This window comes from Rhodopirellula europaea 6C (assembly GCF_000338295.1).
Classification (GTDB): domain Bacteria; phylum Planctomycetota; class Planctomycetia; order Pirellulales; family Pirellulaceae; genus Rhodopirellula; species Rhodopirellula europaea.
In genome coordinates this window covers 1-14,200 of record NZ_ANMO01000102.1, presented here as the reverse complement: position 1 = coordinate 14,200, position 14,200 = coordinate 1, and the positions used below count along the sequence as shown (strand labels likewise).

Below are 14,200 nucleotides of genomic sequence, written 5' to 3'. Positions count from 1 at the left end.
GCAAAGTTTTTCACCATGACACAACTCGGTTCGCGTCCCAGAAGTTCGCTGTTTGCGGCCATCGCTCTTGCTCTTTCCGCGAGCATTTTGCAACCGCTCATCGCCCACGGCGATGTGAAGTTGCCAGGCTTCTTCACCGATCACATGGTCGTTCAACAAGAAAAGCCGATCCGAGTTTGGGGTTGGGCCGAGCCATCGGAGAAGATCGAAGTTTCTATCGGAGACGATCGAGCGACCGCGACCGCTGACGGCAAGGGGAATTGGATGGTGGAGCTTCCCGCCCGCTCCGCCAGCGCCGATCCGGTTGCGATCAAGGTAACCGGCAACAACGAAATTCAGCTCACCGACATTTTGGTCGGAGAAGTTTGGTTGTGCTCGGGTCAATCCAACATGGAATGGCGAGTCCAGTCCAGCGTCAACGCAGCAGAAGAAATCGCAGCGGCAAACTTCCCGCAGATCCGGCACATGAAAGTACCGCGTGTTCCTTCGCCGGTTGCCGCGGATGACGTTCCCGCACCTTGGCAAGTCTGCTCCCCCGAAACCGTTGGCCAATTCACCGCCGCCGGCTACTTCATGGCTCGGCGACTGCACCAAGAGCTGAACGTGCCGATCGGACTGGTCAACTCATCTTGGGGCGGGACTCGTATCGAACCATGGACGCCACCGGTTGGGTTCGAAGGTGTCGAAGAACTCAAAGACATCTCCGAATCGGTCACGCAACGCACACCGGGAACAGACGCGTTTGAATCAGCACTTCAGAAGCACCTGCAATCGACCAAAAACTGGGTCGCGAAAGCCGAAGAAGCATTGGCAAACGACTCATTCATCGAGCCTGCCCCTGAATACCCAAGCTCGTTGACGCCGTTCACAACCCGCAGCCAACCGACAACGCTTTACAACGGCATGATTCATCCGTTGATCCACATGCCGATCCGAGGTGCGATTTGGTACCAAGGTGAAGCCAATCATCGCGAAGGAATGCTGTACACCGCGAAAATGCGGGCTCTGATCGAAGGTTGGCGAGCCAAGTGGAACCAAGGGCCGTTCCCGTTCTACTTCGTACAGATCGCACCTTATCAATATGGCGACGAAGCGGGATCGATCTTGGCCAAGTTCTGGGAAGCACAAGCAGCTGCTCTAGCCATTCCAAACACGGGCATGGTCGTCACCAACGACATCGCGACCGTCAATGACATTCACCCGCCGAACAAACAAGATGTTGGCAAGCGTTTGGCCGACTTGGCACTGCACCACGATTACGGAAAAACCGATCTGGTCGCGCACAGCCCTGTGTTGGACTCGATACAAACGGAGGACAATCAACTGCGTCTTCGGTTCAAACACACCGGCGGCAAACTAACAACCAGCGATGGTGAGGCGCCTGATTGGTTCGAAATCATCGGCCCCAACTCCGGCGGATTCCAAAAAGCAGATGCCAAGATCGAAGGCGATGAAATCGTTTTGTCTTCTGCAAAAGTCCAGCAACCAACCGCGATGCGATTTGGATGGGACAAACTTGCCGAACCCAATCTTCGCGGAGCAACCGGACTGCCGCTTTCTGCATTCCGAGCCGGCGAGGTGCCCGAGTTTGCTCAAACGATTCCAAACGCGGCGGACTACGAACTGGTTTATGAGTTGGACCTGAGCAAGCTGGGATCAAAGATCCAGTACGACGTCGACCGACATGAAGACATCTCCGAGTTCGATCGAGTGGCTTACTTGGTGTCTCTCGAAGATGCCGGCGGCAACGTCAAGTCAGTCTTTGTCAGCATGGACGCATTCACCGACGACATTGCGAAAATTGGAATTCCGACCGTCGACGCAAAGGCAAAGTTCCAACAAACCGTCGAGTCAATGAATGTCTACGCCAGTGACAGCAGCGTGTCGTCGGGGAACGAAATCAAGAACGGCAGAATTGAATTTTGGCCCAACAATTACAGCCCTAGCAATGCCGCCAAAGTGCCGGGCGCATCCGGGACCGCTTTCGACTTTGGCGATGATCCCGGTATGCCAGTGGATGGCTACGGCTGCATGCAAGTTCACAATGTGAGTGCTCGCCAAACCGTCTTTGCCATCAACAATTGGAAGAAAGGCTCGGGTGCTGATCTGGGAATTGGCAACCATTCTGGCGAGCACAAAGATTGGACCTTCACCAGCAACGCGGCTCAGTACGCCAGCAAGAAACTGCAGGTCCTGGTTCGTCCGGTGAAATGATCGCGAAGATCATCAATGTGAACGTCGTTTGAGGTCGCAGAGCTTTAACTCGGTGAGGGACCACCGAGCTACAAGCTTTGTGGCTCAGTGGTTGGCCTGGCCTTTGATCGTTCGCTGAGCGACTTCCCAGGCCTCGTTGAGATGCTCGGCGTAGACGTCAGAAGACAACAGATTTTCTTCGGATGAGTTGCCACGAATTTCGATCAGCCATCCGTCGATGTAAGGCGACGCATTGATGACCGAAGGTTCGTCCATCGCGTCACTGTTGATCGCAACCAATTCACCGGCGATGGGCGAAAACAAATCGCTTTCCGCTTTCTTGCTTTCGATCGATCCGATCGTTTTGCGGACCGACAAGGGCGTCCCGGGGTCCACGATCCAATCCAGGAAGTAGACGTCTTGCAGCAGACGCACGGCGTAAGCCGACAAACCAAACCGCCACACACATTGATCATCGCCGGTGGCAGCCGATTGGTCCGGCGATGGCGTCGCCCACATGTGATTTTTCGCGTAGCGATAACCTTTGGGAAACGACGCATCAAACTCGCCCATTGCGAACGTGAATTGCTTTCCAAGGTCCGAATCGGAATCGTTCATTTAGATTGCGCTCGTTGGATCAATTGGTCGCGGCGACATCGGTTTCGCCATGCACGAAACCTTGCGGGAACACTCGTTCAAACTTGCTGGTCGCAACTCGTTTCCATAGCCCAGTTCGCCCAACGACTCTGCCAACTCGCGTTACCGGCACGCCCCAATCGGTCGATTCGATGATCGCCGCTTCTTCGGGCGCCACACAGAAAATCAGTTCGAAGTCTTCGCCGTCGCTCCAAGCATGCTCAAGCGGAGTCCGGCCACTTTTCTCAGCAAACTGATGTGCGGCTTCTGAGATCGGCAGTGTTTCAAGTTCCAACTCCGCCCCCATGCGACTGGCGGCGAGCATCCGGTCGAGATCCAAACTGAATCCGTCGCTGACATCGATCGCAGCATGCACGTTGACTTTGTCTTTGAGCTTTGCGGCCAACTCAACGCGTGGTTCAGGTCGAAGATGTCGCCCCAGCAAACTACCGCCCAAAGCTCCCGTGACGAACAAAGCGTCACCTTCTTCGGCACCCGTACGCAACCATGGTTTCTCCGTCCAACCGAGAATGGTGATGCTGATCGACAGAGGGCCGTCATAGGTCGACAAGTCGCCGCCCGCGATCGCAACTTGATACTTTTGTGCCGCTTCGAGGATGCCCTCGTAGACTTCGCCGGCAATCTCGGTTGCGTTTTCGGCGGGCAACGCCAGGGTCACCAACGCCGAAGAAGGCTTCGCTCCCATTGCCGCGATATCACTGAGGTTGATCGCCATGGCTTTGAAACCAATGTCGCACAGCGACTGATCTTCCGATCGGAAATCGACCCCGTCGAGAATCTGATCCGTGCACGCGACCTGACGAAGCTGAGGTTGGTCGGACGCGGCGGATCCCGGCCAATCGATCACAGCCGCATCGTCGCCAATGCCGACCGCGACCTGAGGCAATTGGCGAGTTCGACCGCGAAGGTAGGCGAGAAAGGACTGTTCCATTCTGAGTTTCAGCTTCTATGTCAGGGGTAAATTAGCTGGCAGCGACACACCGAATGTGACTTACCTCGATTCGTTGCATTCCAATCGTATCAGCCGTGCTGGCGTTCGCCACGGTTCCTTCCACCGAAACCGAAGTGAATAGGCTGTCGATGCGATAAGTTCGGGGATCAAACAATCATCCGATCGGCGATAGCCCGCGGTTACCGGACGCCGACACATTCCAAATGGCTGAATCGACAAGCGATTGTCTTCGCCTCAACGCCCCGTCAATACAATCCCCCACAGCCTACTCGGCAAGTAATTGCTCGATGCTCTCTCGCATTTGCTGCTCACCGGGGGTGCCCTGCCAGTTCATTTCGCCTTGCCACCATCTGCGAATGAACCCCTTCTTGTCAATCAAGTAGGTCGTCGGCCACATCGTATTTCCCCAAGCGTTCCAGTTGCCGGATTCTTCATCGAACAACACGGGGTATTCGAAACCATCTTTCTTGACGGCTGCCAACACACGTTCTCGGCTTCGCTCGGCGGACGTTTCGGGTCGTTGAATCCCGATCACCACCAATCCCTTGTCGGCCATATCTTCATGCCAGGCTTGGTAGTGCGGGAAGTTCCGTTGGCAGTTGATGCACTGAAACGCGTAGAAATACACAGCGACAACTTTGCCCCGCAGATCTTCCATCGTCGCGGGTTCCCCTTGAAGCCACTCAGCACCGTCGAGCACAAACTCCGGTGCTCTTGGGTAGGTTCGTTTCACCTTGGAAAAATCAAACGTCTTGCCCAACAACGCCCCAATCTTGGCTTGCTGATCCCGAGTCAATTCGCCTACCAAACTCTGGCGTTCACGTGCCTGGATCGCGGCCACGTCTGCGGCCGCCTCGGTGGCTTCCAGTTCCTTGTCTGCAACCTGCTTCTGCAGTTTCGCGACCTCTTTGTCCGTTGCGGCAAAGGTTTCCTTCAGGTTTTCGACTTGGCGATCGCTCAGCCCCAGAGCCGTGACCGCATCGGGATGAACCACGAACCGAGTCCCCGCGGCTTGCTTTTCCAGTTGCTCCAAACGATTCATCTGATCGTCGGACAAGATGCTGGAGAGTCGTGATTTCAACATCGCCGTCAGCTCGCGAATCTCGTTGCCTTGCTTTTCCAGTGGAGCGATTCGGTTGACCCACCATCGAGGATCGACTTCGCCAATGGCGTCGTACACCTGTTCCACTTGGTCGGTGGAAAGCTGCAGTTCCGCGTGAACGGAATCGTCACGGATCATTTGCAACACGTACGGCTGAGCCGGTGCGGCAGACGGTTCAGCCGCGACCGCTGGAGGCGACATCAACGATGCCGACAACGTCCCCATTGCCGCGACGAACAAGATCAAAACAACTCGAATCGACATAGGGAATCTCTTTTGAAAAGGCAGAATCGTTGGTGGTCTATCACGACTTATTTTTAGGGTAGTGGACGAAGCCACCAGTCCTGAACTGGTGTAAATCCAGGGACTCATGGCGGCGTTCACGACGATCAACCCTCACTTCTAGCTGTGACAGACCGGTAGTGCGGAGGCGGTATCAGTGAGTTTTTCTCGCACGTCTTTTCGTGAAGTCGAGCCGTGCGATCGTCAACGATTGATCCGGTCAGAAATGGTCATTTCCACCCATTCCCCGCCATCAGTCATTCTTGGGTGTGGATCATCCCAATCGGGCTGGCACCGGGAATTGCAAACTGAATTTGGTCCCGCGGCCGGTTTCGCTTTGCACGGAAATGCGTGCCCCGTGAGCTTCGATGATTTTTCGAGCGGTCGGCAGACCGAGTCCGGACCCACCGTCTTTTGTGCTGTAGAAAGGCTCGAACATGTGCAGCACCGTGTTATCGTCGACGCCGGTTCCGGTGTCGATCAAATCCAAGTTCACGCCGCCGCGAGTGCTGTACGTTCGTGCCCAAAGTTGGCCGCCGTCGGGCATCGCTTCCAAAGCGTTCTTCACCAAGTTCATCAGTGCCGATTGCAACGCATCACTGTGCAAACGGATCGATGGCAGGTCGGGATCCAAATACCGTTGCAATTCCACGTCCTGAGAATCAGCCTGAGCCTGATAGGCATCGAGGACTTGCTGGATCTGATCGTTCAGACTGCCAGGAACCAAATCGATGTGACGCAAACGGGCGAATCGCAAAAAATCTCGCAGCAAACCTTCCATGCGCTCGCATTGGTTTCGAACCATGTCGACTCGATTTTGGCAGCGCCGGCTCGACGGAGAATCAATCTCCATCAGATCTTCGCTCAACAAGTCGATGTTCATATGAATGATCGAGAGCGGGTTTTTAATCTCGTGAGCCAGCGATCCGGCCAGTTCAGCCAATTCCTCATACTGGCCGCGAGCCTCACGCATCTCCGCTTCATGACGGGCTTCGTCGCGAGAACGCTTGCTGCGAGAGGCCGCCGATCGTCCAACATTCACCTCGTCACCCGACTCGGCCGGGGGATAGGCGTTGTCCTGGCTGGGATTGTCTTGACTGGAAAAAACGGGCTCGGACATGGATGAACGCGGGACAAAGGGCGGGCGACGGTTCGGCCCCATCTCTCCGGAGGGCTCAGCAACCGTCAATTGTATCGCTGAATCGGGTCGCTGCCGATTGCCGGCGTGGCGATTTCATGGGCGATCGTCCTGATTCCGTCATCTGCAGCGTGGGCGAGTGGATCAAGCATGCGACACGATTCGAAGGCCCAAGGCGAGGATCTCGCGACCTCGACGAATGCATCATTCGCAGCTAAAACATTTGGCTCGCTCATTTCATTTCCCGAACGATCTCGATGGGTCGCAAATGTCTTCCGCTGCCGCAGCTTCCGAAACCACTCAGAACTCCGACCCGTACATTCAATCGCTGTTTGCCGAACGAATTGGCGGAGCGAACTACGGCAAAAGCACCGAGATTTACAAGTTCGAAAAGATCAAGCGAGCCAAGCGGAAAGCCCTCGCCGATCACCCGGAACGACAGCTGCTCGATTTCGGAATCGGCGAAAACGACTCGATGGCCGACGCCTCGATTCGCGAAGTGATGGGCCGCGAAATCAACCAAGTCGAAAATCGCGGATATGCCGACAACGGTGTCGCCGAGTACAAGGAAGCCGCCGCTCGCTTCATGCAGCGTCAATTCGGCGTGAAGTTGGATCCTGAAACGCAGATCAACCACTGCATCGGCAGCAAGCCCGCCTACGCGATGTTGCCAGCCTGCTTCATCAACCCAGGCGACATCACGATGATGACCGTGCCCGGCTATCCAGTCGCCGGCACACACACTCGTTACTACGGTGGCGACGTGTACCGTTTGCCCTTGCTGGCTGAGAACAATTTCTTGCCAGACTTGGGCGCGATTCCTGACGACGTGTATCGGCGTACGAAGTTGATGATTCTCAACTACCCGAACTCGCCCACAGGCGGCACCGCACCGAAGTCTTTCTTTGAAGACGTGATCGCACTGGCGAAAGAAAAGGAGTTCGTGGTCGTCAACGATGCCGCCCACATCATGCTGACTTTTGATGGCAAACCCACCAGTTTCCTCGAAGTTCCCGGTGCACTCGATGTCGGTGTCGAAGTTCACTCGATGAGCAAAGGCTACGACATGATCGGATGGCGAATGGGATTCGTCGCCGGTCACCCATTGGTCGTCAAAGCGTTCTCGGACGTCAAAGACAACAGCGACAGTGGTCAGTTCATCGCCACTCAAAAAGCGGCTGCCGCGGCTCTCGACGACGACTCGATTCCCGAACGCATTCGCACCAAGTACCGCCGACGAATGGAAAAGTTGGTCAAGGTCCTGCGTGACTGCGGTTTCGAAGCTGAAATGCCAGGCGGCACGTACTTCCTTTACACCAAGTCGCCCACGGGTACGGCGAGTGGCGAAACCTTTGCTGCCGCGGAAGACGCGACTCGATTCTTGATCGAAGAAAACGGTATCGTCACCGTGCCATGGGATGACGCCGGTTCGTTCCTTCGTTTCAGCGTGACCTACATCGCCGAAGACGAAGCCGCCGAAGACGCTTTGATGGCCGAAACGGCTGCCCGGTTGAGCGGAGCCGGTTTCCAATGGAAATCCTAGGCGGTCCCCATTTCGCAGTTGCGGGCGCTGGCGAAAGTCACGGCCCCGCGGTCACAACGATTATTCATGGATCCCCTCCGGGATTCCGGATTAGTCGCTGCGATGTGCAACCGTTCCTTGATCGACGTCGCCCCGGCGGTAACAAACATGGCACGCCCCGAAACGAGAAGGACAAAGTTGTCTTTCTAAGCGGTCTGTATCAAGACGACACGGACGCGTTGCTGACCGGATCGAAACTGACGGTCGATGTCGACGATCAATCCTTCGAAACAGAAGGCTATGAAGATGGATTCACGACCGGTGAACCCATCGCAGCAATCGTTTTGTCGACCAGCAAAAAGTCAGGCGACTACACCCAGTTCAGCGGCCCGACCGGCGAAGTCCGTCCCGGGCACACCGACTTGGTGAAGTTTCATCAATCCAAAGGCTTCGTCGACGTTCGCGGCGGCGGACGATCGAGCTATCGTTCCACGATCACCGATGTGATTGGCGGCAGCGTTGCTCGAATCATTCTGCGAGAGTGTTTTGGAACGCGGTTTGTCTCGTCCATTTGCCAAGTCGGATCGCTGAAATCCAAAAAGAGCTTGGCCGACACGCTGACGATCGACAACGTTGACGAAATCGAAACCTCGCTTGGTGAAGCCGAGATCGCATCGATCGATCACGACTTTGCAAATGAAGCGGGCGAGCTGATCAAGGAAACTCGCAAACGCGGCGATTCTCTAGGTGCGGCTGTGGAAGTGGTTGCCGTCGGCGTCCCGCCCCTGCTCGGTCAACCACTCTACCAAAGCCTAAAGGTTCGGCTGATGGGAGCGCTCGGTGGACTCAATGCGGTCCAATCTTGCGAGATCGGATCGGGAGTCAATGTCATCGAGAGGACCGGAAGCGAGAACAACGATCCGATTCGCAGCCAAGGTTATCAATCCAACACGCACGGTGGATTAATCGGCGGCATCACAACGGGCAGTCCATTGGTGGCACGAGTTGGTTTCAAACCCACCTCGACCATCAACCTGCCACAAGATTCCGTCAACAAACGCTTGGACGAAATTGAATTTGAATTGGCAAAGGGCCGGCACGATCCATGCGTCGGCGTGCGAGCTGGCGTGACTTTGGAATCACGCATGGCGATCGAACTGCTCAACTCAGTGTTGGCGTATCAAGCCACCGCACATTGTGGTGACTCGATCAAGCTTTTTTGAACGGGCAAACGTTGCTCGCTCGGTCGAAACCGAGCGAGTCTTGCACCGTCGATATTAGATTGCTTCGCTGCCTTCGAACAACGACACCTCAGCTCCGTCCAAGAAGCTGACCAGTGACTTGGCTCGATAAGGTTGTTGCAACTTGCGAACAGCCTTGCTTTCGATCTGACGAACACGTTCGCGAGTGACCTGGAAAATCCGGCCGACTTCTTCCAACGTGTACGTGTACCCGTCAGCCAAACCGTATCGCAAGCGAAGGATCTCCCGTTCGCGGTAATTCAGCGTTTCCATCGCCAAGTCGATCTGATGCTTGAGAGCCTCTCGGTTGGTTTCGACCAATGGATCATCGTCCCGGTGATCTTGTAGGAATTCGCCGAAGACGCTGTCGTCGTGATCGCCCACCGGTTGATCCAGCGACAATGGTTGACGGCTCATCTTCAGGATCACACGAGTGTCATCCAGCGACAAACCGCTTCGCTTGGAAACTTCTTCGGCGGTTGGTTCGCGTCCGTGCTCTTGGACCAAATCACGAGTGATCTGGCGAATCTTGTTCATCGTGTCGATCATGTGAACGGGCACACGGATCGTACGACTTTGATCCGCAATCGCTCGCGTGATCGCCTGCCGAATCCACCATGTTGCGTAAGTACTGAACTTGTAGCCACGAGCATGTTCGAACTTGTCGACCGCTCGCATCAAACCAGTGTTGCCTTCCTGGATCAGATCCAAGAACGACAGACCGCGGTTGCGATATTTTTTGGCGATCGAAACGACCAATCGCAGGTTCCCGGCGGACAGAACACGCTTGGCCGCGTCATAGTCATCGCGATAGGTATCACATCGTTCGACTCGGCGAGACAGCGTGCGAGGTGTTTCGTAGGTCAATCGCATCAAACTGCGAAGCTCGGAACGCAGCTCATCACCTGATGGCATACCCGGCATGGTCGAACGGTGAGCGTCCGCCAGAATGGCTTTGATTTCTTGCATGCGTTCGCAACTGCGACGCAGCTTTTCAAAGATGGGCTGCAATTTGTTGGTCCGAAGGTTCATTTCTTCAACCAAACGAACCGCTTTGTTTCGGCGGATCACTAGGTTCCGCCAAGCGGCACGTCGACGACGCATCGGCAACGACGAGTTGATCGCCACCATGTAGTCGCCACGATTTTGACGCAGCAAGTAGTCGAGCGTTCGAGTGTTGGGAACGATCCGTTTCATGATCGCCTTCTTCTCAGCCGCGTTGGTCACACTGACTTCGATTGTGCGGTCCAAACGCAATTGCTTGTCACGGACTTGTTGCAGCAACTTCAAAGCGGCTTGCAACATAAAATCCGTCGCCATCATGCAATGGCGATATCGTTCACGAGTGGCTTCGATCTGCTGGGCAGCGGCCACTTCTTGATCTCGTGTCAGCAATGGGATCTGCCCCATTTGCATCAAATACATCCGCACGGGATCTTCGGTTGGGTCGGTTGGAAACTCATCACGACGCGAAACAGCGTCTTCATCCCCCGCCGCACCCAATTCGATTTCCTCGGAAATAGAATCCGAGAACTCTTGCCCCATCGTGCGTGATCGGCGATTCACCGAATCCTCGGCATCAAAGGCGTCGTCCTGCAAGCTACGGCGGCTGAGCTTCTTTCCCATCAAGGTCTCCTCGACACCCGAAACAACATCAACACGGTTGGGTGAATGAGACCAAGCACCGGCGGTGCCAGTCGCCTGTTGAGGCAACGCATAAATCATAGCAAACCGTTGTCGCATAGAGGTTTAGGCGGATTACCCGCCTGCGGGGTGGATAAGCTTGCGACGTGACGTGTGGGCTCAAGACATCACCGATGTTGCGTTCCCGCAACGCTCGATGAAAAACCACCACACGCCTCAACTTCGTGATTATTTGATGCACGACGTTCCCCCGCCTCGCATATGAAAACGTAGGTCACGTCTGAGTGATGTCACGCAAGATTCGCAATTCGTTGTCATCATTTCGGCCCAATGGTGGATCAACCCAGCTGGTCCGTGGGGACGACGATCCACCCGACCAGCAATAGCAAACCCTCCTTGAGTTGCGGCGGTGAATCAGGGTGCCCCACCGTCCGCTACAACGATCCCCACCCACCGTTTAAACTCGCTCGTCGCGTCGAAACAAAACAGCTCAATCGCGAATGCGGTTCGATCATTTGGACGCAACTCGACGACGCGAAGTTCCGTGGAGCCCTCGAATGCGACTGGATGGATGGGATGAGTGACTGGGCCGACTACTCGCCGCTAAGCCCCGAACATGTCGCCGATCCGCTTCGTGTTGCCAAATCTTTGGCCGCGATCGCCGACAGCGGTGTATCTGATGATTTGCTGCAATTCCTGTGGTCAGGTTTGGCTGAGCACCTGCACTTAACCGACGATCCTGACGAATCGATCGATCGATTGAGTCAGTTCATCGGCGTTTCTCGCAGCCCGATGGCGTTGCTCGCGTTGTTCGAACGCGACCCGATGATGCTGCCGGCGTTGCTGCAAGTTTTGAGCACGAGTCCCGCCATCGCGAAATTGCTGATCAATGACCCGGAAAGCTTCGACCTGATCCGAGCCAGCGACGGCTCGCCCGCCCAGCGATCCGTTTTGCTCGACGAACTATCGGGCGAAATGGAGACGATCCAAACAAACCGCCGAGCCGCTTTTGCGATCCGGCGTTTCGCCAGTCGCGAAATTCTGCGAATTGCGTACGGCGAATTTGTCCGTGAATTGCCACCGGACAAAGTTCAGATGCAGATCAGCTTCGTCACCGACGCGATCATGGAGGCCGCGTTGGCGTTCGCGATCACATCCGTCTCAGCCAGAAAGCCGGCTCCTCAGCGCATCGACGGAAGTCAGCCTCAATTCTCAGTCATCGCTCTGGGCAATTATGGCGGACAAGAAATCGGCTACGAATCGCAACTGGACCTTTTGCTACTGTGCGACCAAATTGACCGCAAAAATTCCAGCCACGTCGAATTTCACAGGCGGGTCGCGCAAAGTCTGGTGGAATTGCTGCAGTCCAACGGCAGTCAAGTGATCCCGTTCAGCCTGCGGTTTGATCACCAACCCACACAAAACGAATTGGCGTTGTCGGACACTCAGCGACTCGGCGTTCAATCGACACGACCTCAGCCTTCATTGGGAAGACAAACCAGCGTCAACTCTGGGGCGGACATCGACTTCTTCGGCATCAACGAAGCGGCGACGCACTACGAAAGGAACGGCCGCACCTGGCAGCGGCTCGCGTTCGTCAAAGCTAGGCACGCGGCGGGAAACGAAGCGTTGTCCCAAAAGTTTCTCAATCGCATAGAACCATGGGTCTACCATCACCTGCTGACCCGCAGCGAGATCGCTGACATCAGAGTCCTGCGTCGCAAGCTAGAGAAGCGGGCCCTCGCAACAACGTCTACCGAAGGCACACCGATTTCCGATGTCCCCGGCGGTCGCCGCGACATTGAATTGACGATCCAATTTCTACAACTGCTGCACGGTGGGGACCTTCCTGACGTTCGAGTCACCGGAACACTTCACGCCATCACCGAACTTTCGCGTCACGGATGTTTGACTTCGCAAGAAGCCACCATTCTGTCGACCAACCACGCGAAACTTTGCCGTTTGGAGCACTTGCTGGCTGTTTTGTTTGATCATCGCATCTCGCATCTGCCTGACGATCCCGACGTGCGGGCGAGTCTTGCTTGGCGTCTAGGCGTCCGAACGAAAGCCGAGAGCGGCAAAGCGATCCACGTCAAAGGCGACGCCGAACGATTCGCGAAAATGTTGCAGGAAACATTCGATGTGAACCGGAAAATCATCAACCACTTGATGGTCGATGAAGTGCCACCGAGCGAGTTGCCTGAATCTGGCGAAGGGCAGGACGAAAGGTCCGAAAGTGACACTGGCGTTCATCGCGACCTAGCGGTAATCACAGAATTAATTTTGGACCCGGATCCCGAGATCGATGCGTTCGAGCATACGATCGCTCAGTATCGGTTCAGCAATGTTCCGCAAGCAATTTCGAACGTGATCGCGCTCAGTCAAGAGACGGTTTCGTTCTTGTCCCCACGCCGGTGCCGCCACTTCTTTGCCGCCGTCGCTCCACGCGTGTTGCAAGAAATCTCGGCCTCACCCGATCCCGATTCGACACTCGCTCGTTTGGTCGCGATGACAGATTCGATCGGTGCGAAAGCGACGTTGTGGGAACTATTGAGAACCAACGACGCCACACTGCGTCTCACGATCTCGATGTGTTCGTTGGCCCCCTATTTGACGAACATCTTGATCGATCACCCAGGAATGATCGACGAGTTGATTGACTCTTTGGTAATGGATCGCTTGCCCACCACCGAACGTTTAGACGCTCAGACGATTCGATTGTGCGATGGAGTTGATGAGATTGTCGAGGTTTTGCGACACGTTAAAGCGAGTGCTCACCTGAGGATCGGTGTTCGCGATTTGCTTGGCAAAGAATCGATTGAGGCGATCAGCCGGTCATTGACTGACATCGCAGAAGCTTGCTTGAGACGAGTGGTTGATCAGGAACACGAACTCCTCGCACGACGATACGGTGATCCACTCGCCTCAAACGGAGAACCATCAGAGCTGGTTACCGTGGCATTGGGTCGTTTCGCGGGTGGCGAGATGAATTACCACAGCGACCTCGATGTCACGTTCGTGTACACAGCCGAAGGCGAGACCCAACGCCGTGTTGGTGGTCCTCGATCCACGCTTTCCAATCGTCAATTCTTCAATCAACTCGCCGGCAATATCCTTCGTCGAATGGATCAATCCAACGAAGGACGTTTGTATGAAATGGACTTGCCTTTCGCTGGGGGAGCGGACGAATCTGTCTTGGCGATGTCACGCGACCAATTCCTCAAACCGTTTCGTCAAAGAACGGCGTCGCTTTGGCAATCGGTTGCCTTGTGCAAAGCCCGTCCGATCTCAGGTTCTCGCGACGCGCGTGAATCGGTTGAACGTATGCTTCGCCGCGTGACACGAAGCGTCAGTTGGCGAGACAGCATGAATGGCGAACTTCGTGAGTGGCGTGAGAACAGCGAATCGACCGCCGGACCAAACAACCTGAAACGCGGTGCCGGTGGATTGGTCGACATCGAACTGATCG

Annotated in this window: 9 protein-coding genes; 4 read left to right on the top strand and 5 right to left on the bottom strand. The window is 55.4% G+C overall.

All coding sequences use genetic code 11. From position 1 onward, the window contains the following. Nucleotides 1-15: 15 nt before the first annotated feature. Nucleotides 16-2,214 carry a sialate O-acetylesterase gene (locus RE6C_RS09775; protein ID WP_008656125.1) on the top strand — a complete coding sequence of 733 codons (2,199 nt, stop codon included), beginning with the start codon at nucleotides 16-18 and terminating at the stop codon, nucleotides 2,212-2,214. A gap of 84 nt (nucleotides 2,215-2,298) precedes the next feature. On the opposite strand, the gene RE6C_RS09770 is transcribed toward RE6C_RS09775, so the two are convergent. The 4 genes from RE6C_RS09770 to RE6C_RS09755 all read right to left on the bottom strand — a co-directional run bounded on the left by RE6C_RS09770 (nucleotide 2,299) and on the right by RE6C_RS09755 (nucleotide 6,306). After that, nucleotides 2,299-2,811 (bottom strand): glycine cleavage system protein H, encoded by a 513-nt coding sequence (locus RE6C_RS09770; protein ID WP_008656123.1) that lies wholly within the window; start codon nucleotides 2,809-2,811, stop codon nucleotides 2,299-2,301. Nucleotides 2,812-2,830: 19 nt separating this feature from the next. Next, nucleotides 2,831-3,781, bottom strand: a complete 951-nt coding sequence (locus tag RE6C_RS09765; protein ID WP_008656122.1) for a thiamine-phosphate kinase — start codon at nucleotides 3,779-3,781, stop codon at nucleotides 2,831-2,833. 286 nt (nucleotides 3,782-4,067) lie between these two features. Next, the gene (locus RE6C_RS09760; RefSeq protein ID WP_008656120.1) at nucleotides 4,068-5,168 is read right to left on the bottom strand and encodes a redoxin domain-containing protein; all 1,101 of its coding nucleotides are present in this window, start codon (nucleotides 5,166-5,168) and stop codon (nucleotides 4,068-4,070) included. Between the two features lie 292 nt (nucleotides 5,169-5,460). Continuing rightward, nucleotides 5,461-6,306 carry a sensor histidine kinase gene (locus RE6C_RS09755; protein ID WP_008656119.1) on the bottom strand — a complete coding sequence of 282 codons (846 nt, stop codon included), beginning with the start codon at nucleotides 6,304-6,306 and terminating at the stop codon, nucleotides 5,461-5,463. A 286-nt stretch (nucleotides 6,307-6,592) separates the two neighbouring features. On the opposite strand from RE6C_RS09755, the gene RE6C_RS09745 reads away from it, so the two are divergent. Next, complete coding sequence (locus RE6C_RS09745) at nucleotides 6,593-7,867, top strand: LL-diaminopimelate aminotransferase (RefSeq protein ID WP_039961721.1); 1,275 nt, start codon at nucleotides 6,593-6,595, stop codon at nucleotides 7,865-7,867. Further along, nucleotides 7,855-9,069: a chorismate synthase gene (locus RE6C_RS09740; RefSeq protein ID WP_039961720.1), complete on the top strand. Its 1,215-nt coding sequence runs from the start codon at nucleotides 7,855-7,857 to the stop codon at nucleotides 9,067-9,069. The genes RE6C_RS09745 and RE6C_RS09740 overlap by 13 nt, the downstream gene beginning before the upstream one ends. A gap of 54 nt (nucleotides 9,070-9,123) precedes the next feature. Here the strand turns inward: RE6C_RS09740 and RE6C_RS09735 are convergent, their stop codons facing one another. Further along, nucleotides 9,124-10,812, bottom strand: coding sequence for an RNA polymerase sigma factor RpoD/SigA (locus RE6C_RS09735; protein ID WP_039961719.1), 1,689 nt, complete (start codon nucleotides 10,810-10,812; stop codon nucleotides 9,124-9,126). A gap of 252 nt (nucleotides 10,813-11,064) precedes the next feature. Between RE6C_RS09735 and RE6C_RS09730 the strand changes: the two genes are divergently transcribed. Continuing rightward, nucleotides 11,065-14,200 (top strand): [protein-PII] uridylyltransferase family protein (locus tag RE6C_RS09730; RefSeq protein ID WP_039961718.1); only part of this gene is annotated, 3,136 nt, incomplete at its 3' end.

Excerpts from the sequence above, each read along its gene's own strand:
- RE6C_RS09765 (WP_008656122.1), bottom strand. The coding sequence starts at position 3,781 with ATGGAACAGTCCTTTCTCGCCTACCTTCGCGGTCGAACTCGCCAATTG.
- RE6C_RS09740 (WP_039961720.1), top strand. The coding sequence starts at position 7,855 with ATGGAAATCCTAGGCGGTCCCCATTTCGCAGTTGCGGGCGCTGGCGAA.
- RE6C_RS09745 (WP_039961721.1), top strand. The coding sequence starts at position 6,593 with ATGTCTTCCGCTGCCGCAGCTTCCGAAACCACTCAGAACTCCGACCCG.
- RE6C_RS09735 (WP_039961719.1), bottom strand. The coding sequence starts at position 10,812 with ATGATTTATGCGTTGCCTCAACAGGCGACTGGCACCGCCGGTGCTTGG.
- RE6C_RS09770 (WP_008656123.1), bottom strand. The coding sequence starts at position 2,811 with ATGAACGATTCCGATTCGGACCTTGGAAAGCAATTCACGTTCGCAATG.
- RE6C_RS09775 (WP_008656125.1), top strand. The coding sequence starts at position 16 with ATGACACAACTCGGTTCGCGTCCCAGAAGTTCGCTGTTTGCGGCCATC.
- RE6C_RS09755 (WP_008656119.1), bottom strand. The coding sequence starts at position 6,306 with ATGTCCGAGCCCGTTTTTTCCAGTCAAGACAATCCCAGCCAGGACAAC.
- RE6C_RS09760 (WP_008656120.1), bottom strand. The coding sequence starts at position 5,168 with ATGTCGATTCGAGTTGTTTTGATCTTGTTCGTCGCGGCAATGGGGACG.